Below are 20,828 nucleotides of genomic sequence, written 5' to 3'. Positions count from 1 at the left end.
CAGGAAAACGGTATATTGAACCAGGAGGCTGGAAATGAAACGATTGCTGCTCTGGATTGGCGTCATGCTTGCCGCGCTCGCCGCAACGGCGGCCGAACGTGTGGTCTCTCTAAGTCCGAATTTGACCGAAACCATTGTTCAGATCGGGGCGGAAGAGCTGCTCGTCGGGCGTTCGGAGTTCTGCGACTCCCCGGCAAGCGTGAGAAAAATTCCGGTCGTCGGCCGGTTCGGCGTCCCTGCGCTCGAACCGCTGCTCGCCACCCGCCCGAACCTCGTCGTCACGGAAACCTTGCGCGACTCCACCGCCGCGGAACGCCTCCGGGAACTTCATATCCGATGCGAACTGTTTCCCGCCCGAACCTTTGAGGAGTATTTCTCCACCCTCGAACGACTCGGGAAACTGCTCGGGAAAGAGTCCGCCGCACGCCGTGAGATCGCCAGGGGCGCCGCCCGCATCGCCGGCTGGGAACATGCCAATCGCGCCATCCCGCCGGACAAACGCCCGCGCGTCCTTGTCGTCATCGGCGTCTCCCCGGTCGTCACCGCCGGAAAACAGAGCTTTCTCACCCGCATGATCGAACTCGCGGGCGGACGCAACTGCGCCGCGGAAGTCGACCGGAATTACTTCAACTGTTCATTCGAACAGATCCAGCTCTGGCAGCCGGAAGTGATCCTCGCTCCCGGGCTGCCCTCCTCTCAACTCCGCGCACTCGAACAGACGCCGGGCTGGTCCACCCTTCCGGCGGTCCGGAACCGGCGGGTTCTCACGGATTTCGATCCCGATCTGCTCTACCGGCTCGGGCCGCGCAGTTTCGACGGGATCGAACTTCTCCGGAAAACCTTCAAACCTCAAGAGTGAAGCCGTCCCAGGCGACCTCGATCCCGTGCGGAGCGAAGTACTTCACGAAGTCGTCGTGGTTCGCACCGCCGTTGTGAGAAAAGTGATTCACCGCAACCGGCGCATCCGGCGCGAGCGAACCGCTCTCCACAAGCCGCTTCCGGAAAGCGACGCTCGTCTCGGCGCCCATGTGTCCGTCGCGGCATTGCGCCCCCTTGATTCCGCAGGTGCATTCGATCACGGCTGCATCGAGTTTCACCCCTTCGAGCAGTTTCCACGACTCCTCGGAAAGCCAGCCCGTGTCGTTCGCAACCAGAACGCTCTTTCCGCCCCGCTTGAAGACGTAGACGAGCGGATCGGAATGCGGGTCGTGATTCGCCCCCAGCGGCAGAAGTTCAAGATCGCCGTCCAGAAGCCGCTCCCCGGGCACCGCCGGGACCCGCTTCAGATGCAGCGTGTCGAAATCACTGACGCCAGCCGCTCCGGCGTGTTCGATGATCCGCCCGAAGATCCGGGGGCGTCCTATCACCGTCAACGTTTTCGAGACGAATGAAAAACATGGAGAAAACCGCCAGAACAGATCCACCGGATTCAAGTGATCCGAGTGCGAATGCGTAAAAACGATCCGTTTGATCGACGGGAGGTCGATATTGAACTCGACGCTCTGCCAGTAGGCGTCCGGACCGAAATCAATCAACGTATCGTCGTCGAGCAGATAGCTGCAACGCCGCCGGATCTCCTTTCCGCCCAGCGCTTTCGCCTTCTTGCAGACCTCACACTCGCACCACAGCGCAGGAATCGCCTCCGCCGCCGCCGTTCCCAGAAATTTCAGTTTCATCTGTCCCGTCCTTTTTCTATAAGGTTTCTAAAATGTAAACCCGCATGAAACAAAATTCAAGCGCGGAACTTACAATTTTTTCATTTGCATTCCGGCGCGGCGGATCGTATATTAGAACCACAGGAGAAGGGAAATGAAATCCAGCGAAGAACCGAAACACATTTTTGTCTCCGGACACCGGAATCCGGACATCGACAGCATCGCCGGTGCCTGCGCGCTCGCGGAGCTGCGCCGCCGCCAGAACCGCATCCCGGTCACGGCGCTCTGTCCGGGGATTCTACCGGACCGGGCGGCCTACCTCTTCCGTCGATTCGGGCTCAAGCCGCCCGCGAGCTGCAACGACATTCATCTGAGAATCCGCGACATCCTCAAACCGTGCACCGTCATCGAAGCGGGCACAACTCTCTTCGACGCCGTCAACCAGCTTCGGGAATCCGGCATGCTGCGGCTGCCGGTCGTCGGCCATAACGGGAAATTCCTCGGCATGCTCAGTTCGCTCGCGTTGCTTTCGCAGCTGCTGAACATCGGCAGTTCCGACGGCAGCGATCTGGCCGGACGGCGCATCCACAGTTCGATCGACCTGATCCGCGGCGTACTCGAAGCCGAACTCCTGACCGGAGTCGACACCGCGGCGGAACAGGATTTCGACGTCTACGTTGCCGCGATGGGGATCGAGGGCTTCGAGGAACATATTCCGGCGGACAACCGCGATCTCGCGCTCATCGTCGGAGACCGCCCGGAAATCCATCTGCGCGCTCTCCACCGCGAACTGCGGCTGCTGATCGTGACCGGAAACCGCCCCGTCGACCCGCTGATCCTCAAGGAGGCGGGCAACCATCATGTCTCCATCCTGAAAACCGGGCTCGACTCGGCTACGGTCATCCGGCGGCTGAAGTTCAGCACCCCGGTCGAATTCACGCACTTTCCGCCCGGCGAACTCACACTCTCGCCGGACGACCGGCTGCGCGACCAGAAAAGCAGCATTCTCGCCTCGGCCGCCGATATCGTCCCGGTAATCGATGCGGCCGGAGGGCTCGCCGGAGTCGTGCTCAAAAAACAGCTTTCGGAGCAGCCGCCCTACCGGATGATCCTCGTCGATCACAATGAACCCGACCAGAGTCTCCCGGGAATCGAGGAGATTCCGATCATCGAGGTCGTGGATCATCACCGCATCGGTATGATGCCGACCGTTGCGCCGATCCGGTTCACGGCGGACACCGTCGGCAGCAGCTGTACGCTGATCGCCTCGATGTACCGCAGCAGCGGCGAAAGCCTCACTCCGGAACTTGCGGGAATCCTGCTGGGCGGAATCGTCTCGGATACGCTGCTGCTGAAATCCCCAACCACGGCGCCGCTCGACCGGCGCATGTGCGAATGGCTTGAAAAACTCTCCGGCGTCTCCGGGGAGGAACTCATGACCGAGTTGATGCAGATCGATTCCCCGCTCGCGGTCAAACCTGCCGCCGAGGTCATCGGAGGAGACTGCAAGACATACACCGACGGGAACTTCCACTTTGCGCTGTCGCAGGTGGAAGAGACCAATCTCGAACTGCTCCACCAGCGGCGCGATGAACTCGCCGCCGAGATCCGCCACCGGATTGCGGAGGAAAAACTCAATTTCTTCGGGCTGCTCGTTACCGACGCCGTCCGGGAAATCTCCGAACTGCTCGCGATCGGCGACCCGGAAATCATCCGCAGTCTCCCCTACGAGCCGGCCGGCCCGGAGCTCTTCTCTCTGCCCGGCGTCCTCTCACGCAAAAAGCAGCTTCTGCCGCAAATCCTCGCGATCACCGCGGCACTCCGCCGGGAACAGTGAAACGATGGACTCTTTCACATTCGAACCGATCGGCTTTGTGAAATCCGGCGGCGGCAGCTACCCGCAGGAGGCGCCGCGTCAGGCGGTTTTCGCGCAAAACGAGGGAGTGGTCGAACTCCTGCCGGGACGCGGCTTCGAACAGGCGCTTGAGGACCTCGGCGGATTCGACCGGATCTGGCTCATCTTCGCCTTCGACCGGAACGGCGGAGGATGGAAACCGAAAGTCCGACCGCCGGACGGCAGTCCGTGCAAACGCGGTGTTTTTGCAACCCGTTCACCGCACCGCCCGAACCCGATCGGGATCTCGGCGGTGGAACTGGTCCGGGTCGAGGGGCGCAAGCTCCACATCCGCAACTTCGACCTGCTCGACGGGACTCCGATCCTCGACGTCAAACCGTACGTCCCGGCCGCGGACGCGTTCCCCGATGTCCACGCGGGCTGGCGTGATGAAGCGGATCAGACCCGCCGGAACGTCACCTTCTCGCGGGAAGCAACTGTGGCGGCCGCCTGGATTCGCGCTCATGGCGGCCCCGACCTGGAAAACGCCGCACGCGTTCAACTTGGAACGCGCAGACCCGACGCAAAACGCCAGCGGCTGATCCCTCTCCCGCAGCCGAACCGCCATCTCCTCGCATTCCGCACCTGGAGAATCGAATTCGAAACGACGGAAGAGATCGTCCGGGTGCTCGCCATCGCCTCCGGTTACATGCCGGAAGAACTCGCCGAAGGCATGCCGGATCCTTACGCCGACAAGGAGCTGCACCGGGCGTTCCGCCTGCGCGGCTGAACCGGGCGCGATCCCGGAAGCGGTGACGTTTTCCATTCCCCCCTTCCGTAGATTTCCTGCCGCGAGCCCCCTCCATCTCATAATTTCGTCATGTCGCAGTGATCCGGATCATAACGCACCCGGAAATTGCAATTCATGCCGTCGATCACCGCCATGTCCTCCTCGGAGAGTTCAAAGTCGAAAATATCCAGATTTTCCCGCAGACGGGCCGGAGAAGAGGCCTTGGGAATCGCAATGACCTCATGTTGAAAATCCCAGCGTAAAATCAGCTGCGGAACCGTCTTTCCATACCGCTTTTTCAACGCCTCCCAGCCCGGATGCAGAATCAATTTCTCATGCATTCTCGCAACCGGCGAATACGCCTCCAGCTGTATCCCGCGTTCCCGGCAATATTCCCGCAACGGCTGCTGGGAGAGCAGCGGATGCAACTCAACCTGATCCACCGCCGGAACCACGTCCGAGATCCGGGCAAGTTCTTCCAGGTGATGTGGATGAAAATTCGCAACTCCAATCGCACGAACCTTCCCCTGCTTCTGCATCTCAACCAGTGTCAGCCAGGTTTTCTGGAACAAACCGGGAACCGGCCAATGAATCAGATACAAATCAAGATAGTCCGTCCGCAGCTGTTTCAAAGTCTGGTCAAGAGCCTCCTCCACGCGGTTTTCGTACTGGTCGCGGTTGCAGACTTTCGAGGTCAGAAAAAAGGAACTTCGCGGCTTCCGGGATAAGAGAAGCCCCTGCCCCAGCGAGGACTCATTTCCGTACGCGGCGCTGGTGTCGAACAACTCGTATCCCATCTGCAATGCCTGCACAACCAACTCGCTCAATTCGATTCCGTTCAGTGGAAATGTCCCCATTCCCAGTGCCGGCATCCGCACTTTGTTCTTCAGCGTGAAAACTGGAACCATTTGCCTTCTCTCCTGATTGTTTGAGCAGATCGTTCATTCCCGTCTGCCGAAATGATTTCAACGACTTGAGACTGTTTTTTGAAAAGCGCCGCAATCATGGGGATTTCGCGCCCTCATCTCCCGCGCCCGCGGAAAGGGGAAATACCACATTCCGCAGCAGGCGGCGTCACAAGATCGCACTCTGGTCGCCGCCGTCGGCGACAACGGTATGACCGCAAATGATCTCTCCGAAATCGCTCATCAGATAAGCCGCAAGTTCCGCAATCTCGCCGGGCTTGATAAAACGGCCGATGGCATGGCGTGCATACGGCGCATTTTCATCCCTGCAATAGTGACGGATGATCGGCGTCGCCGTAGCTCCGGGCGCGATGCCGTTGATGATGATTCCGCTGGGAGCGAAGCGTTTCGCCAACGCCCGGGTCAGTTTCAGCAATGAGAACTTCGAAACGCCGTAAGGCCCGGTGATGTCCATGCAGGAGGCATTGGAGGAGATGTTCAGCACATTGCCGCGTTTCACCCCGGAGGCCAGCATGAAGTCGACGGCATCGCGCATGAAGAAGAACGCTCCCTTGAGATTGATTCCGATCATCTGATCCCACTCCTGCTCCGTAATGTCCCATGGCTCCCAGCCGCGTTCGGACGGGAGCAGAATTCCGGCGTTGTTGACCAGCCCGTCCAATCCCCCCATCATGTTCGCGGCCGCCTCCAGATATCCCGGAATCTCTTTCACCTTCGAAACATCGCCCTGGAGCGTGAAAACGTTCTCATTGTTCAGCTCCGTCCGGGCGGCATCGAGTTTCTCCTGATGTCGTCCGAGCAGCGTCACCTTGAGTCCGTCCGCAAGGAAACGTCGGGCGACCGCTTTCCCGATGCCGCTGCCGCCGCCGGTGATCAATACCCGTGAACATCTGATTCTCATCTTTCCACCTCTGCTGTTTTCTGACATTTTTCGTGGTATTTTATTTTCCGCAATCCGTTTGAGCCACGCCAGCCGGACCGCCCGGGACGCAAGCGGACGAAGAACATTGCAGTCGCGCGCCCGGAGCATATTGTATCCGTCCTCATGATCAATCGTGTGACCGCCTATGTGACCAAATGAGATTCCGCGTACTTGCCGTCAACCGGCGGCGTATGCCGGGTGTGCCCGTAAACGCGGACAAACAGCTCCGGCGGGAGTTTGACGGGCTGCGCCTGCAGATATTCGAAAATGCGCGGGCAATCATCATCGGTTCCGCCGGCTTCAGATCAAGAGGATCGTATTCCACCGTGACCGGAGAAGGATTCAGATCTTCCGTCAGTGTATCATTGATCAGTCGCCGCATCCGTTCATTCATCGCAGTTCCCATTCCTGTTGCCGGATATATTATACAACGGCGAAGACCGGAATGGAATGGCATTTTCCGTGAAAAAAATGTCATTTTCCGACACCGTGCTCTTCGGGACGTCTCTGCGGCGCCTGCGCTGTTCGCGCGCGGGGAGAAGAGCCCGCCGATCTCCCTGACCGTCATGAATCGAGGATGCGGCAGCCCGGCCGGCGCAGAAAACGTCGACTCCGGAACAAGACCAGCCGGAACGGGATTCCGTACCGCTGTCCCGAAGCGCAAGAGGATAGTGCGGATCGGATTTTTTTATGGGAAATCGAGCCGTTGCGCCGCGCAGGCCATGGCGAAGTTTTCCGGAACACGTATGGGGCTGACCCTCATGGCCTTGCCCGTTTCCTGAGACAGCCGGACAACTCCCGGAGGCGCAATGCCTTGTTCAACGTTTCCCGCGATGCTGGTTCCCGCAGTCGGAAAGAAAGTTTCACGGGTTCCCCCGGCAGCAGAGTGAAGCTGTTGTCGGAAAAATGTGCCGCGATATTTGAAAATTCCACAAAAACGAAAAACGCCGGGCGGTCTGTTTTCAGCAGGAGCCTTCCCTCCAGCCCGTCGACTTCGAGCTCGCGGATAATCTCCGGCGCAAGCAAACGACACCGCTTGAACGGAGCGGGGAAACATTCATTCCGGAAAACGTATTCCCGCTCCTCCGCCCGCAGAAACAGTTCCAGATGGAAAAAACTCTCCTCCGGCTGATCCGTCAGTTCGGCGAGGAAAAATTCCGCACACAACTTCGCTTCCTGCGGAGCCAGTTCCACCGGGACGATGTGCCGTTTCCGCAAAGTTCCGTCAAACCGCAGAACCGAGATCACGGCTTCCCCCTTGAGCGGAACCGCGAGATCGCTGACCGCGTGGAAATCGATTTTGTCCCCCTGGGGAATCAGACTTCCCGTGACGGGGGAAAAGAAGCGTCTGGCCTGATAGTGAAGCTGCTTCCATCTGCCGAAATAGTCGATGCTGGAACATGAGGCGACCGGCCAGTTGTCGTTCAGCTGCCAGAAAAGCGTGCCCATGCAGAGCGGCTTGAGAGAGTGCCAGTATTCCACCGCGGTCTTGATGGAGACGGCCTGCAGAACCTGACTGAGATAAATGTAATCTTCAAACGTCTCCGGAACCGGAAAATTTCTGGCGATCATCTCGACGATCATGACATTGCCTTCCGGAAAGCGCTGATGGTGCTCCGCGATTGCCGAAGTCACATTGCAGTTGTCAAGGTTGTCCGCCATGTAAAACGCAACCGTATCCCGGCAGGGAAACGCCTCAAATCCGAATTCGGAACAGAAACGCGGTTTGATCGAGCGGTAATGTTCGTAATTCCTCCTGCCGCTCCACACTTCCCAGAAATGAAAGTCCCCCTGATCGACATGAAGATTTCCGAAGAGCGCATCCGGCCCGTCCGCCGGAGAAGTCGACCAGAAACAGCGGGTCGGATCGGCCTTTCCGACGGCGGATTTCACGACCTGATTGAACCGGTCGTACCACCGCAGCAATTCCAGATTTTTTTCCGCGAGAGCGCCGGGCACGAAGTTTCCGCATTCATTGTCACCGCACCAGAGCGCGATGCAGCCGTGGTCCCGCAGCCGTTTGACCTGATACTCCAGCTCCCGGGTTACGGAACGGAGAAAAGCGTCGTCAATCCGGTAGCGGGCGCAGGAGAACATGCAGTCCTGCCAGACCAGCAGCCCCTTTTCGTCGCACAGGTCGTAAAAGTCGTCCGCTTCGTAACGTCCGCCCCCCCAGACACGCAACATGTTCATGTTCGCTTCGAGCGCGGCGTCGAGCAGTTCTTCATACCGTTCGCGCGTACAGGCCTGCGGATGCGGATCCATCGGAATCCAGTTCGCGCCTTTGGCGAAGAGATCGATCCCGTTGACCCGGAAAAGAAAACTTCTGCCGTTTTCATCCACCTCGCTGATGGTCTCAACTGTCCGCAAGGCAATCCGTCTGGCAATGGTGTTCCCGTTCAGAGTCACGGTCAAAGGGTAGAGCGGCTGTTCTCCATAACCGGCCGGATACCAGAGCTTCGGCCCGGCGACGTCGAAATCCGCCGCAACCCGGTTGATTCCAGAGGAGAGATCTGCCGCAACGGTTTTTCTCTCGCCGTTGAAGGAAAACTCCAGCGAGGCGGAACCGCTCTCAAGAGCGTCGACTTCCGCCGTGACCGTCAGGCGGCAGTGATTGCCGGAAAAGCGCTGTTCCGTGAAAACATGTTCCAGCCGTTCTCCGTCAGACCCGGACAGGGACATTTCCCCGTAGACGCCGCTGACCAGCAGACGGATGCCCCAGTCCCAGCCCCCCTGACACTGGATTTTGCGGATCAGGTTGTAACCGGGGATGCGGGGGTCTCCCTCGGGCAGATTCGCGATGGGCAAAGAGAGCTTTTTCTTCTGTTCTTCGATGTACGCTTCGGGACGGAAGATCTCGATTTCGATCCGGTTTTCTCCGGCGGTCAGCAGCTCCCGGACATCCGTCCGCAAGCGCAGAAACATGTTTTCGGTTTCCGCGGCGAGCTTTCCGTTGATGCGAATCCGGGCGACCGTATCGACGGATTCCAGCGTGAGCCAGATGCGTTTCTGCTTCAGGAATCCGGGTTCAATGTGGATGCTCCGGCTCCAGGTCCAGTCATAGTCCCGGACCCACTGAACCAGGTTTTCCTGGTCGAGCAGGTTCGGGTCGGGAATCACTCCCGCTTTCTGAAGCGCACTGTAATTATCGCCCGGAAGTTCTGCATCAACGGCGGAAAAATCCGCCTTGCCGCAGGTCAGCTGCCAGGTTCCGGCCAAATCGATCGTTGCCATGTTGACTACTCATCCTTTCTTCGTTTTCTGCATAAGAGCTCCCTGTGATCGGGAATGCGGAGTGTGCCGCAGGTTTCAGCACGGAATCATGACGGATCCGCCGATCCGGCATCGGGAGACAGATGCAGATTTTTCAGAATGGCGGCAACTTCTCCGGCGCAATCCGGTTCGAAATGGTTGAACGGAGCCGACAGATAATCTTCGCAGATTCCGCACTGACGCAAAGCGGATTTCAGCCCCTTGATCATGCTTGACTGGAATTTTCCGAGCCCGTACAGCCGCCGCTGGGCGTAGATTTCCCGCTGGCATTCCCGCATTTCAGTCAAATTCCCGTCCCCGGCGGCCTGATACATTCTGACGAACAGCCGGGGATTCAGATTGGCGCCTCCGGAGACTCCGCCGTCCGCCCCCATCAGCACAGCTTCCCCGAGCAGCTCCTCCGGCCCGATGAAGATGGAGAAGTCCGGGCGATCCTTCAAGGCCAGAAGCACCTCATGGAAATCCACCATGTTGCCGGAACTGTCCTTGTATCCGCGAACGCCGGGAATCTCCGCGATCCGGCGGACGAGCGCCGGTTTGAGATAACTCTTGGTCATCCCCGGCATATTGTAGACAAAAAGCGGCAGCCTGACCGTCCGGGCGAGCGCCTGGTAATAATCGAGCAACTCCGCATCTCCGAGGCAGAAATAACACGGCGGAGCGGCTACGACTCCGGTACAGCCGTTCCGCCGGGCGAACTCCGCCAGAGCGGCGGAGTCGGCAAACGCCGCGGCGGAGACTCCGACCAGAACCGGCAGACGATTCCGGACAATGCGCATCGACTCCCGGATCATGTCGTGCTGAAGTTTTTCCCCGAGAGCGGGGCCTTCTCCGGTGGTACCGAGAATGAACAATCCGTGCACTCCGCCGGAAATGATATGTTCCAGCAGACGTTCCAGCCCCTCCCGGTCAAGTTCCCTGCCGGCGGTAAGGGGGGTGACGACCGGCGGGATAATCCCAGCAAAATCCTTCTTCATTTTCTCTAACAGCTTGATTATGGAAATCGTGTCGAACCCTGTTCCGGAAGCCGCGCCTGCCGTTCCTGGCCGGGCAGTCGGCTTCCGGAAACAGCTCCCCGCCTACTTCGAAGCGGGCACAAAACGGAGCAGCTTCGGTTGAAGCGGTTTGAGTACCAGCTGATCTCCCGCCGGTTCATCCTCAATCAGATCATGGCAGCTGCCCGCCCCGATCAGTTTTACCGGTATTCCCTTCTGATCATATCGATGGTTGACCAGGTAGATCAGATACGCGCCTTCTCCATCCGGAACAATGCGGCAAACGAAATGCATCTTCTCCGGCCAGGAGAGTTCCACCGGCAGCGGCGTGATCTCCTTCTTCCAGAGTTCGTAAAGCTCCGCGGGAACCGGTTCCGTCGCGATCTTCTCCACCGGGAAGTCGATTTTGACCGGATTGCCGAACTCATCATTTTTGAGGCTGGTTTCATCGACCAGAATCTTCCCGCCCTGTTCCGCAAAACGTTTCAGTCCGGCCAGCGCCTTTTGTGACACGGAGATCTGTTTCCCGATCAGAATGACTCTGGTTTTGCCGAGATTGTTTTCCGAAAGCTGCTTTTCCGTGACGAACCGCACCCGGTGCCCCTTGTAACCCAGCTTGGAAAGCAGTCCCTCCAGATAGCCGCGACTGTTCCCGTTGATGGTGGAGGTCGTGTAAGAGTACAGCACCGCCAGTTCCGGCTGCGACTGCATGAATTTCATCAGATACGGCGCCAGCCGCTGTCCGTCGAGTTCCGCGACGGCATGGGCGACCAGATTCCCGGGACGCAGATAGATGTTGGAACTTTCGCCGCGTTCCTTGTTCACGACCCAGGCGTAGTCGTAATCGTAGTAGATCCACGTGGCGATGCCGCTGACGCCCGAGACGTATTGATGGAACAACGCCAGATAGATGTGATCGTATGTGTAAGGACGCTTGTCGAAGTCCCAGATGATGTGATTCTCCGAGTTGACGATTGAGACCGGCTTCCCGGAGACCTGCAGTTCGTGGATCACCGTCGATTGTCCGAGGTTGATCGTTGAAGTATGCATATTATTGGTGCATACATAGTTGTCATTTCCGTTGTAATCGCTGAATTCGGAGAACATCTCCAGATCGGTGCCCCGGCGTCCGCCTCCGAAAGCCGTCGCTCCCGTGTTGACTTTGGCATGAACCGGAATCTCCGGCCAGTATTTCTTCACCTCCTCCGCCAGGAAACGGTGCCACCGGGCGAATCTCAGAGCGTTGAAGTTGTAGAACTGATAGGTCGCGGCGTCATCTTTGTCAATCGCGTCGGCAAGCTCGTCGAAGTTTTTGTAGTCGCGTTTGGCAAGAGCATTGAACTTTGCGATGTCGCCATAGGTTTCCCACATCCATTTGATGAAGAGTTCGCGGTCGAACGAGCGCGGGCGGCCATCGAGTTCCGGTTCGTTGGCGAGGCAGATGCTGTGGATCGCCCCCGCATACGGACTCGATTTCACTTTGGGAATCAGGGCTCTGATGTGCTCCTGCATCATTTTTTTGAACATGGGGTGACCGACGGGAGTCCGGTGCTTGGAAAAGCTGAGATCCGGAAACTCCTGACTCAACCAGCCGGGGATGTAATGCGGAGAGATCAGCAGACAGATCGCCACATTGTTCTCCCAGGCTTTTTTCATAAGCGGCTCAAGCAGCTCGTTGTAAGCCGTGAAATCCGGTTCGAATTCCTGTTTTTTCCCTTTGACCGGGAAAACGGAATAGGGCCCAAGTTCCACCTGAATGAAATTGACGCCTGTTTTCGGAAAAAGCGCGATGTCGCGGGTGAGCTCCTGAAAACGATGCCCGTATCCGGTAAAGATCAGCGGCTGACGCTTCTGTTCTCCGGATTCGTTTTTCACGGTCGCCACCGGCCAGCCGTTCACAAGCTGGATTTTCGAGGATTGGTATTGCCATGCGTCGGGCAGTTTGCCTCCCGCTTTCAGCTTGTCATAACGAGCCTGCAGATCATCCAGAGCATCATCGGTCGCCTGAGTTCCCATCGCGATCCGTTCCGCATAGAACTGTTTCATGTCATCCGTATCGGCCTGAACGAGATCCTGTTCGAGTTTCGGCAACCGGAATTTCAGGATCTGGATCGGCACGGTAACATAGGCGCTCTGCGGTTTTTCGCCGTAGAAGGCGTCGAATTTCTTCGCAAGATCCTCGACTCGCTGGATCTGTTTGCGGATTTTTTCGAGTTGCGCATCGCAGAACTCCTGCGAAAAATCCTTCTGCGCGACTTTGATTTCTGCGGAACCGGCCACCGGCTCCGGCTTCGCCGCCAGCCCCGGCAGAGCAAGGGCAAAACCGGCGATCAGCGATGCGGACAGACAGGAACGGGAAAACGACATTGCGGCATCCTCCATGTAAGTAATTTGTTTGCAATAAAAAAGGCTTTATTCCGGATGGTTCATTCCATCTCCTCGATCACGCCGAACGCATTCCGAACGACGTGGACTTCCATTGCGCTGTCCCGCAGCATTCCCTTGGACATCGACTCCACATGCCCGTCCGCCATTCCGGCATTGCAGAAATTGTTGTGGACAAGACCGAGCCGCCCATCGCTCGCGCCCGAGACGGAGGGAGTCCAGTAAGCATACGTTCCCCCGGAGATGGCGTCCTTGAGGGAATCCCCGAGAATCGGCGTCTGGGAAGGAGAGCGCATCTGCGGAGTGTAAATGTACTCCGACCAGGCGTCCAGCCCCGCGTAACAGTCCCCGAGATTCTCCGTTTTCTTGGTGTCGTACTCCTTGTCCTGCGTCAATTCAACCATGCCATAGACATCCTCCCAGTAACTCGGTTCCGACAGCTGCTTGGGAATTGCCGGACAGCCGGCCACCGCTAAATTGACGTAAGCCGGAGAGTTCGGGGTACCGCAGATCACTTCGACCCAGGTCTTGAAGCCGCCCGGCACACGGTTTTTGATTACGATGAAACCGGAATTATCCTTCGCATACATGATATGACCGGTCATGAGCTGCTTCTGGTTGTTGATGCAGGAGACCTTTTTCCCGGCGTCGCGGGCCTTGTTCAGAGCCGGAAGCAGCATGCCGGCCAGAACCGCGATGATCGCAATTACAACGAGGAGTTCCACAAGTGTAAACTTTTTATTCATAACCAATTAACCTTATATTGTTATTGAGTGACATTCAAACGCCTCTTTGCAGAGGAGCGGAGAAACGTTCCGGTGACATCCGACATCAATCGACAAATACGTCATTAATTTTCTTTTCCAGAACCCAATTAATATTTTTCAGTCCTGCACTCCCGTCGGGAAAAGCCAGGCTGACATTGCCGTCGTGTCTCGCATACAGGCAGAATGATCCATCGTTTCCCCGTACCCGTTTTGTACCGGTTCCCGCCGAAAACCAGGCGGCTTCATTCCACGTGGGATCCCCCTTCCCACGTGCGGCATCCCCGAGCATCGGATACTTTGTACCGTATTTTGCCACACTGGCAAGTTTCACGGCATAGTCCCCTTTGAGCCCCTGCATTCCCCGTGGAATTTCATTGTTTGTGTAGTTGTAGCAGTTAACTCCATACATATGCACTCCATTCAGAGGCTTGAATGCGGCAGGACAGTTAATGACACCGCGCGTCAGTTTCTTGTCGTTGTATTCCAGTGCGAAATACCCCAGCTTACTTAATTGTCCTCCCCAGAAATAGATGCGTGACAGATCGTTCGTCTCTTTGCTGAGATTCGTCGCGATCGGCAGCCAGTCCTGATAGTCGCCGGCATACATCGTGAAAACCTGAGCCACCTGCTTCTGATTGCTGACGCAGTTGATGCCCTTGGCCCGGTTCTCCGCTTTGTTCAAAGCCGGGAGAAGCATGGCCGCAAGAATCGCAATGATCGCAATAACGACTAATAATTCAATGAGTGTAAAATTATGACATTTCACTGCATGATGGATTGCCTGGAAGCGATTGTTCATTTCTGCAACTCCTTTCCGTCATTGATGTTGGGACCCTGTAAAATCAAGAAAACTGCCGATGACAAACCGGATATTTTCTCTGTGCCATGTATAAGTCATTGCGATTTTTCCTTCGGACGTCACGATAACGGTCGGATAGGAGAACTCACTTTTGTGTCTCGCGGAAAACATCTCTTCCCGAGCGGCTTCCAGCACGAACGGCTCACTCCAGCTCGTTCCGTTGTCATCCGAGTAACGCAGGGCGATCTGCTTGCGGGGCCCCCAGTTCTGGTCGCTGATGTTGCAAATGAGGATAAGCCGCCCGTCCGGCATTTTCTTCAGGTCGATTCCGCTGTTGTTGTTCGGGAGCTCCGTCGCGTAGGCCACGCTCCAGCTCAGACCGGAATCGTGGGAATCACTGCGGAAAATCCTTCCGTTGTTGCTTCGAAGCAGCATGTGAACCTCCCCGGGTTCGGACTCCCAGAGAGCCGGCTGAATCAATCCGAGCGTGACCGGTCTGGAATTCTTCTGCGTCTGAACGACGGAAGTCGGAAGCGGCACGGGAACGCGTTTTTCCCACTCCTCCCCGCTGCTGAAACTGATGTCCACAAACGGCATCCAGTTCCCCTGCTCCGTGGACGCGGGCGCAATCAGAATGCCGTTCCGCAGGAGCAGCGGCTGATTTTTGACCGGCCCGCATCCGCCGGAAAGATCCCCGGTGACCAGTTCGACCGGAATGCTCCAATGCTCCCCTTCATCATAGCTGTACATGACGTAGGTTTTCCAGCACGCGACCGAGCAACCCACCTTGAAATAAAGTGCGATTCTCTTGTCCGGAAGGAGGTACAGAACCGGATTCCAGTGCGCCTCGTAAATCATCTTGATCGCAACTCTCGGCTCTTCCCAGCCGCGGGGAGAACGTCGGGCGATCCAGATGGCCGTATCCCGCGCCGCCTCCCTGGTGCCCTCGAACCAGGCGGCCAGAAAATCGCCGGAAGGCATTTCAATAATCGTCGACGCATGACACTCGGTGGTGTTGTGAGGCAATATCAATTCGCGAACCAACATTTTTTCGTCTCTATCGTTTGCTGTAATTCTGTTCGTTTGACTGATCAAAAGGAGTTTTTCCATGGCTGAAGCCCACCGGAGTGTCGGAGAGGACGAAATGCAAATCAGCCCCTTCGGCTATCTCCCGGTGAAAGATCCATGCACGTTCCAGACTCCGGCCGTTGCATTCCAGCCGGGCAATGTATTTCCCGCCGCGCGAACGATCGACCGTCGCCCGGAGCACCCCCTTGCCCAGACTGATTTCATAACCGTCGAAAATCGGTGGGACAACCGTATAAAAATCGTGGCCGATAAAGGGATACAAACCCAGAACGTTCCACAAATACCAGCTGCTCTGGCAGCCGAAGTCCTCATCGTCGCGCAGTCCGTCGGAGGAGACGCGGTAATTTTCCCCGAGAATTTTCGCGACCCTCTCCGCGCTTTTTTCCGGTTTCCCGATCAGCGTATAGAGATGAGGGACATGGGTCATGGAGTCCTTCAAATACCAGAGCTTTCGCTCGAACAGCCGATCCAGCCACGCCTCAAACGCCGCTTCGCCGCCGCAGCGTTCGATCAGTTCGGGGAAGCCGGACAGCGCATTCAGACTCCAGATCGCCGGCGGAGCCTCGTAGCAGGCGAAATGGTTGTGCGCATCGCTGCCGAAATCCCACGGGTCGAAATTCCGGATGAAATTCCCGTGTTCGTCGCGCGGCATGAAAAGTCCGGTCTGCTCATCCCAGAGATTCCAGAGCTTTTCCGCCTCCTTCCGATAGTGTTCCGCGCACTCCCGGTCGCCGAGCCGTTCGGCCAGCTCCGCCACGGACCAGTCGTAAAACGCGTATTCGATGTGACGCGAGACGCTTCCCTTCTTCATCCGGGTGGAGATGAATCCGAGACGATTCCAATCTTCCCGTTCTCTTCCGGCAATCATCGGATTGGGGGATTCCGCTTCGTTGTTGTGCCGCAGAATCCGAAACGCCTCCGCGAAATCAACCCCGGGAACCCCCTTTCCGGCGGCCTCCGCAAACAGAACGTTCGCGGAACAGCCGCTTTGCATGTAGGCAAAGCGACCGGCGATGAAAGCGTCCGGCAGCCAATCGCCGCTGTGATGTGCAATGTCGATCAGATTGTTCAGCAGATCGGACGCGGTTTCCGGGTCAAACAGCAGGAAAAAGCTGTCGGCGCACCGGATGCTGTCCCAGAGACTGTAATAATCGGTGAAGAAACGCCGGCCTGATTTCCAGAACGGATTGTCATAATCGATCCCGAGATCCGTGGGCATGCAGTACAACCGGTAAAGCATGGTGTAGAAAAGCGTCTTCTGAGTTTCCGTCCCCCCGGAGACACGAAAGCGTCCGAGGAGCTTTTCCCATTCCGCGGCGGAATCCGCAACCAGATTTTCGAAAGAGCGTCCGTCGCTTTCCCGGCGCAGCGCTCCTTCGGCGTTGGCGATCGAGGAGAACGAGATCCCGATCCGGACGTTGAGCTCGCTGATGTTCCCGAATCCGAAACAGCCGATGCAGTGCCGACCGGCCACGAGGGACGGAATCCCGGCCGGAACCATCCCCTCCGCGTTGGCCAGATACCGGATCTCCATTTTCTGATCGAACTCCATTTGGAAATAGATGCTGTACGGCATGGCGTTTCCCCAGCCGCCGCGCAGATCGGCCCGTCCCCGCACACTCCGCTCTCCGCAGATCTCCATGTAGCCGCCGATGGAATCCGGCTCCTGCTCCCAGCGTTCGAACGGGCAGATTTCGCCGCAGGGGGAGCGCAGACCTTCGATGCAGGAGCCGCCGTCGACCAGCAGCCACGCCGCTTCGTCTTTCTGGAAGGAGAAGCGGTAAGCGGCGACATGCGGTGTGCTGCTGATTTCGATTCCGATTTTAAAATGGTTCTGCCAGGCCCGGTAGAAACCGGCTCCGCACGTTTCGTCCTGCAAAAGCGCATCTTCGCGCCGCTCCCACGGAACCTGGAAAAACGGACGGGCATCGTTGAAGTGAGGACGGCCGCAGAACGGCATGATCCGGATATTTCCATAATGGCTCAACCCGCCGGTCCCCGCCACGTGAGTTTGGGAAAACCCGATGACCGGACGACCGGTTTGATAACCCGTCGTTGCAAATCCGACTGCCGCCCGATGCGGCATATCACAATCCGGTCCCGGACGCACGGGTGAAAACGGCCGATAGGGACCGATCAGGCAATTCCCCGAATCAACTCCGATCATGGGCGAGACCCATTGTGTAAACGCTGTCGTCATAGGTTTCCTCTTTGTTTTTGTCAGGTTCCTGGAGTATATTTTACTCAATATTCTGCAAAAAAGCAATATCAAAATTGTAACATAACTATTCAAATGTAATATTTCATCTCCTTTTGCAAAAAAAATTTTTTTCCTCCGCTGTATTTTTGAAAAAATGGAGGTATAATACGAATACAGGAGAATCCGGCGGAGATTTTCAGCCGTCTCTTCTATTGGAATCATGCGCAGATTCCCGACTTGGCGTCAATCGGAGTCGATGTTCCGGTTTTCCTCCGGGGGGTGTCATGTCGGGGGAGCGGTTTGTGCAGCACGCGTTGAAATGCGGGAGGGCAGTATGAGTTGCTGGAAAGAGTCGATCGTTCCACTGTCGCAAACATCGTTTGTTTCCCTGTTGCGCCATATTGTGCACTTCGGAGTAAGGGAAGTTGTGTTTTCCCGAACGGCACCGATTCTGAATCAGGCGTCGCAATCCGAATTTGCGCGCATCGACATCGTCCTCTCCGGGAAAAAGCACATGCGTTACCCGGCCAGCGGAAAAATCATGGACGCTTATCTGGAACCCGGAAGCATGCACTATTCCCCTCCGATGACGGCGAAGCTGCCGCTGTGGGATTCGCCACACGAAATGTCTTCGATCGTCTTCTCCAAAACCCATCTCCGGGTAACTTACATCAATCTTGAAGAACCGACCATCCAGCGGGACATCTGCACGCCGTACTTTTATCATACCGCATCTCCGGCGGGAAATACCGCCAAACAGCTCTGCAATCTTTTGAACCATTGCGCGGAACATCCTTCGTCGCACGGAATCGAGATCCCTCTGATGGACGCCCTGCTCCGGCAGGTGCTCGAGGAGGTCGAAAACGACAGCTCCAAACATGTCACCAAGAAGGATTACACCTGGCTTCTGGCTCACGCCTACGTCCACGACAACTTCACGTCTCCGATCAACCGGGCGCATGTGGCCGCCGCGTTGAACTTGAGTCCCGGTTATCTTTCCATGCTTTTCCAGGAGCACTGCGGCGAAAGCTTTATCTCCTATCTGCGGCGGCTGCGGCTGGAATACGCCGGCAAACTGCTGGCGGAGAAGCAATATTCCATTGAGGAAATCACCACGCAGTGCGGATATTTGAGTTCCACTTTCTTCATTGCCGCATTCAAGAAGCAATACGGCATATCCCCGGGACATTTCCGTCTGCTGAAACAGGCCGGTCAATCGAATCAGCCCGGAGGCGAGAAGCCGACGCAGTAGGAATCGCCATTTCTGCAAAATCCGCCCCCTCCCCGCACACACGCCCCTTATTTTAAAATTAAATTATAAAATAAAGTAAAATAAATGAATATATTTTAAAAAAGCCTCTTGACATTTTGTTTTAAATTTGCTATAATTATATAAGGAAATACAACTTGACAGGCGGAATGCAGTATGACGAAGACAGAAAAAGGACCCCGGAGCATGGCCGACATCGCGCAAATGCTCGGAATTACAACCCAGTCGGTTTCGCTGGCATTACGGAACTCGCCCCTGATCTCGCAGGAATTGCGCGAACAGGTTCAGAGAATTGCGGAGAAAATGGATTTCAAGGCCCGCAGCTACAGGAAACGCCGGGGAGGTGGAGACAACAGCGGAAAAATCATGGTGCTGCACGAGGCCGCCAATGCCGGAGACCCGGTGGCTCAGCAGATCATGAACAGCGTCATGAAGCGCCTTTCCGAACTCAAAATGACTTTCGAAGTCTGTGCCTGCGAGGATCTTTATGACAATCCCGTGCTGGCGGAAGGATTCACCGGAGTGATCTACCACTATTGCTTCCGGCCATGGTTCGCCTCGATTCTGGATGGAATTCCCCAGGTAACCATCATGCACGAGGAGATCGATCTGGGACCATGGGACAGCTACAAGCCGAATGAAATGCTGGCCGGGAAACTGGCGGCGAATTATCTCATCGACCAGGGTTTCAAACAGATGCTGCTGATCTGGGAGCATCGCATGGCCTATCATGCGGAGAGTCACCCCAGACTGGAAGGGTTCCGCCACCGGATGCGCGATGCAGGGGTGGAACTCGTGGAACTCTCCTACGGCAATGACGACAAAGATCCCCAGGTGTTCTTCGAATCGCTGGTTGAAGCGTTGAAACGATTCGGAAATCACGCCGGAATTTTCGCATTTTGCGACCAGGTTGCGTATAAGGTCTGTCATTTACTGAACTTTGCCGGCCTGAAAAGAGTCCCCGGGGAGCTGGAGGTGATTTCCTGTGACAATACGTTTCTGATCAAGGATTTGTTCCCGCCGCTTCCGGTTGTTGACCTGCACATTGCCGAAATTGCTTCGCGTGCGGTAGACGGCTTGAAATGGCGGCTGGCCAATCCCGGCGCCAGTTATCAGGAGGTTCGCATCACTCCGGAGTTGATTCTGCCGGAAAAAAAATAATCATGCAGGAGAAAACAGTATGAAAAGGGCAAATTTCACGTTAATTGAACTTCTTGTCGTTATTGCGATTATCGCCATTCTGGCCGGAATGCTGCTGCCGGCCTTGAACAAGGCGCGGGACAGAGCAAAATCGTCGAACTGTCTGAGCAATCTCAAGCAGGTCATCTTTGCACAGCAGCAATATTCCGACGACTACAATGGAATGATGCTGGCCAAGACCAGCATATGGACCTGGACGGATATTCTCGGGGATGTGAAAACCTCCAACTCCTACGTTCCTCTGAAGTACCTCTCATCCAAGGTGGCATCCTGTCCGAGTGAGAAGAAGCCTTTTCTCGTCGATAAAAGCAATTTTTTCGGCATGTACGGCATCATCATGCCGCTGACCGACCAGGGATTTGATTTCAAGCCCGATTTCGGCGCCATTGCCCTCAGCACCAAAAGTGAGGCGGAAGCAGGCAAAGGTGTTTTCTCCGTCAAGGCGTTGCGCAACCCGAGCGCACTGCCCGTTGTTTCCGATACCGTTGCCACGACGGGAGCAAACAAGGGCAGATCCGCATACTGGTATGATCCGGAAAATACAATCGGCGGCGCCAGCGGAATTCACGCCTCCCTCAGCCACAGCGAAAGATGCAACCAGGCAATGGCGGACGGCCACGTCGAATCCCGCAGTCAGAATGATCTGGAAGGCGGCACAGTCAAATTCACGGCAATTGCAGATCCCGACGGGAATCCGCTTTAAAAGAATAATGTGTATGCTTA

At 56.5% G+C, this 20,828-nt stretch carries 17 protein-coding genes; 7 read left to right on the top strand and 10 right to left on the bottom strand.

Features of this window, described 5'->3' with window-relative positions; all coding sequences use genetic code 11:
• Nucleotides 1–34 precede the first annotated feature (34 nt).
• Nucleotides 35–859: an ABC transporter substrate-binding protein gene (locus Q0K10_RS09560; RefSeq protein ID WP_294506337.1), complete on the top strand. Its 825-nt coding sequence runs from the start codon at nucleotides 35–37 to the stop codon at nucleotides 857–859.
• On the opposite strand, the gene Q0K10_RS09555 is transcribed toward Q0K10_RS09560, so the two are convergent.
• Complete coding sequence (locus tag Q0K10_RS09555) at nucleotides 843–1,676, bottom strand: MBL fold metallo-hydrolase (protein WP_294506335.1); 834 nt, start codon at nucleotides 1,674–1,676, stop codon at nucleotides 843–845. The genes Q0K10_RS09560 and Q0K10_RS09555 overlap by 17 nt on opposite strands.
• 133 nt (nucleotides 1,677–1,809) lie before the next feature.
• On the opposite strand from Q0K10_RS09555, the gene Q0K10_RS09550 reads away from it, so the two are divergent.
• Together Q0K10_RS09550 and tsaA are read left to right on the top strand one after the other, a co-directional pair.
• A complete protein-coding gene (locus tag Q0K10_RS09550) occupies nucleotides 1,810–3,492 on the top strand; it encodes a putative manganese-dependent inorganic diphosphatase (protein WP_294506333.1) in 1,683 nt (560 codons plus the stop codon).
• 4 nt (nucleotides 3,493–3,496) lie between these two features.
• Nucleotides 3,497–4,279: a tRNA (N6-threonylcarbamoyladenosine(37)-N6)-methyltransferase TrmO gene (gene tsaA / locus Q0K10_RS09545; protein WP_294506331.1), complete on the top strand. Its 783-nt coding sequence runs from the start codon at nucleotides 3,497–3,499 to the stop codon at nucleotides 4,277–4,279.
• Nucleotides 4,280–4,356: 77 nt separating this feature from the next.
• On the opposite strand, the gene Q0K10_RS09540 is transcribed toward tsaA, so the two are convergent.
• Nucleotides 4,357–5,187: an aldo/keto reductase gene (locus tag Q0K10_RS09540; RefSeq protein WP_294506329.1), complete on the bottom strand. Its 831-nt coding sequence runs from the start codon at nucleotides 5,185–5,187 to the stop codon at nucleotides 4,357–4,359.
• A gap of 166 nt (nucleotides 5,188–5,353) precedes the next feature.
• Entirely contained in the window at nucleotides 5,354–6,106 is a 753-nt protein-coding gene (locus Q0K10_RS09535; RefSeq protein WP_294506327.1) for an SDR family oxidoreductase, read from the bottom strand.
• A gap of 212 nt (nucleotides 6,107–6,318) precedes the next feature.
• Between Q0K10_RS09535 and Q0K10_RS09530 the strand changes: the two genes are divergently transcribed.
• Nucleotides 6,319–6,909, top strand: a complete 591-nt coding sequence (locus Q0K10_RS09530) for a hypothetical protein (protein ID WP_294506325.1) — start codon at nucleotides 6,319–6,321, stop codon at nucleotides 6,907–6,909.
• Here Q0K10_RS09530 and Q0K10_RS09525 read toward each other — a convergent pair.
• The 7 genes from Q0K10_RS09525 to Q0K10_RS09495 all read right to left on the bottom strand — a co-directional run bounded on the left by Q0K10_RS09525 (nucleotide 6,887) and on the right by Q0K10_RS09495 (nucleotide 17,635).
• The gene (locus tag Q0K10_RS09525; RefSeq protein ID WP_294506322.1) at nucleotides 6,887–9,361 is read right to left on the bottom strand and encodes a glycoside hydrolase family 2 protein; all 2,475 of its coding nucleotides are present in this window, start codon (nucleotides 9,359–9,361) and stop codon (nucleotides 6,887–6,889) included. The two genes, Q0K10_RS09530 and Q0K10_RS09525, sit on opposite strands and share 23 nt — an antisense overlap.
• An 86-nt stretch (nucleotides 9,362–9,447) precedes the next feature.
• On the bottom strand, nucleotides 9,448–10,377 hold the full coding sequence (locus tag Q0K10_RS09520) for a dihydrodipicolinate synthase family protein (protein ID WP_294506320.1): 930 nt from the start codon (nucleotides 10,375–10,377) through the stop codon (nucleotides 9,448–9,450).
• Nucleotides 10,378–10,479: 102 nt separating this feature from the next.
• Entirely contained in the window at nucleotides 10,480–12,762 is a 2,283-nt protein-coding gene (locus Q0K10_RS09515; RefSeq protein WP_294506318.1) for a beta-galactosidase, read from the bottom strand.
• A gap of 59 nt (nucleotides 12,763–12,821) precedes the next feature.
• Nucleotides 12,822–13,526, bottom strand: coding sequence for a type II secretion system protein (locus Q0K10_RS09510; RefSeq protein WP_294506316.1), 705 nt, complete (start codon nucleotides 13,524–13,526; stop codon nucleotides 12,822–12,824).
• An 85-nt stretch (nucleotides 13,527–13,611) separates the two neighbouring features.
• Nucleotides 13,612–14,346: a prepilin-type N-terminal cleavage/methylation domain-containing protein gene (locus Q0K10_RS09505; RefSeq protein WP_294506314.1), complete on the bottom strand. Its 735-nt coding sequence runs from the start codon at nucleotides 14,344–14,346 to the stop codon at nucleotides 13,612–13,614.
• 18 nt (nucleotides 14,347–14,364) lie between these two features.
• Complete coding sequence (locus Q0K10_RS09500; RefSeq protein ID WP_294506312.1) at nucleotides 14,365–15,393, bottom strand: exo-alpha-sialidase; 1,029 nt, start codon at nucleotides 15,391–15,393, stop codon at nucleotides 14,365–14,367.
• A gap of 10 nt (nucleotides 15,394–15,403) precedes the next feature.
• Nucleotides 15,404–17,635 carry a GH92 family glycosyl hydrolase gene (locus Q0K10_RS09495; protein WP_294506310.1) on the bottom strand — a complete coding sequence of 744 codons (2,232 nt, stop codon included), beginning with the start codon at nucleotides 17,633–17,635 and terminating at the stop codon, nucleotides 15,404–15,406.
• A gap of 334 nt (nucleotides 17,636–17,969) precedes the next feature.
• On the opposite strand from Q0K10_RS09495, the gene Q0K10_RS09490 reads away from it, so the two are divergent.
• The 3 genes from Q0K10_RS09490 to Q0K10_RS09480 all read left to right on the top strand — a co-directional run bounded on the left by Q0K10_RS09490 (nucleotide 17,970) and on the right by Q0K10_RS09480 (nucleotide 20,808).
• Nucleotides 17,970–18,887, top strand: a complete 918-nt coding sequence (locus tag Q0K10_RS09490; protein WP_294506307.1) for a helix-turn-helix transcriptional regulator — start codon at nucleotides 17,970–17,972, stop codon at nucleotides 18,885–18,887.
• Nucleotides 18,888–19,061: 174 nt separating this feature from the next.
• On the top strand, nucleotides 19,062–20,066 hold the full coding sequence (locus tag Q0K10_RS09485) for a LacI family DNA-binding transcriptional regulator (RefSeq protein ID WP_294506305.1): 1,005 nt from the start codon (nucleotides 19,062–19,064) through the stop codon (nucleotides 20,064–20,066).
• Nucleotides 20,067–20,085: 19 nt separating this feature from the next.
• The gene (locus Q0K10_RS09480) at nucleotides 20,086–20,808 is read left to right on the top strand and encodes a type II secretion system protein (protein ID WP_294506303.1); all 723 of its coding nucleotides are present in this window, start codon (nucleotides 20,086–20,088) and stop codon (nucleotides 20,806–20,808) included.
• Nucleotides 20,809–20,828: the final 20 nt, after the last annotated feature.

It is taken from the genome of uncultured Victivallis sp., assembly GCF_944391105.1.
GTDB lineage: Bacteria > Verrucomicrobiota > Lentisphaeria > Victivallales > Victivallaceae > Victivallis.
This window is presented reverse-complemented; position numbering and strand designations above follow the sequence as displayed.

What these genes read in the sequence shown, in the direction of transcription:
- Q0K10_RS09500 (WP_294506312.1), bottom strand. Translation starts at nt 15,393, where the DNA reads ATGTTGGTTCGCGAATTGATATTGCCTCACAACACCACCGAGTGTCAT.
- Q0K10_RS09490 (WP_294506307.1), top strand. Translation starts at nt 17,970, where the DNA reads ATGAGTTGCTGGAAAGAGTCGATCGTTCCACTGTCGCAAACATCGTTT.
- Q0K10_RS09480 (WP_294506303.1), top strand. Translation starts at nt 20,086, where the DNA reads ATGAAAAGGGCAAATTTCACGTTAATTGAACTTCTTGTCGTTATTGCG.
- Q0K10_RS09525 (WP_294506322.1), bottom strand. Translation starts at nt 9,361, where the DNA reads ATGGCAACGATCGATTTGGCCGGAACCTGGCAGCTGACCTGCGGCAAG.
- Q0K10_RS09540 (WP_294506329.1), bottom strand. Translation starts at nt 5,187, where the DNA reads ATGGTTCCAGTTTTCACGCTGAAGAACAAAGTGCGGATGCCGGCACTG.
- Q0K10_RS09535 (WP_294506327.1), bottom strand. Translation starts at nt 6,106, where the DNA reads ATGAGAATCAGATGTTCACGGGTATTGATCACCGGCGGCGGCAGCGGC.
- Q0K10_RS09550 (WP_294506333.1), top strand. Translation starts at nt 1,810, where the DNA reads ATGAAATCCAGCGAAGAACCGAAACACATTTTTGTCTCCGGACACCGG.
- Q0K10_RS09530 (WP_294506325.1), top strand. Translation starts at nt 6,319, where the DNA reads ATGCCGGGTGTGCCCGTAAACGCGGACAAACAGCTCCGGCGGGAGTTT.
- Q0K10_RS09560 (WP_294506337.1), top strand. Translation starts at nt 35, where the DNA reads ATGAAACGATTGCTGCTCTGGATTGGCGTCATGCTTGCCGCGCTCGCC.
- Q0K10_RS09485 (WP_294506305.1), top strand. Translation starts at nt 19,062, where the DNA reads ATGACGAAGACAGAAAAAGGACCCCGGAGCATGGCCGACATCGCGCAA.
- Q0K10_RS09515 (WP_294506318.1), bottom strand. Translation starts at nt 12,762, where the DNA reads ATGTCGTTTTCCCGTTCCTGTCTGTCCGCATCGCTGATCGCCGGTTTT.
- Q0K10_RS09495 (WP_294506310.1), bottom strand. Translation starts at nt 17,635, where the DNA reads ATGACGACAGCGTTTACACAATGGGTCTCGCCCATGATCGGAGTTGAT.
- Q0K10_RS09510 (WP_294506316.1), bottom strand. Translation starts at nt 13,526, where the DNA reads ATGAATAAAAAGTTTACACTTGTGGAACTCCTCGTTGTAATTGCGATC.
- Q0K10_RS09520 (WP_294506320.1), bottom strand. Translation starts at nt 10,377, where the DNA reads ATGAAGAAGGATTTTGCTGGGATTATCCCGCCGGTCGTCACCCCCCTT.
- Q0K10_RS09555 (WP_294506335.1), bottom strand. Translation starts at nt 1,676, where the DNA reads ATGAAACTGAAATTTCTGGGAACGGCGGCGGCGGAGGCGATTCCTGCG.
- Q0K10_RS09505 (WP_294506314.1), bottom strand. Translation starts at nt 14,346, where the DNA reads ATGAACAATCGCTTCCAGGCAATCCATCATGCAGTGAAATGTCATAAT.
- tsaA (WP_294506331.1), top strand. Translation starts at nt 3,497, where the DNA reads ATGGACTCTTTCACATTCGAACCGATCGGCTTTGTGAAATCCGGCGGC.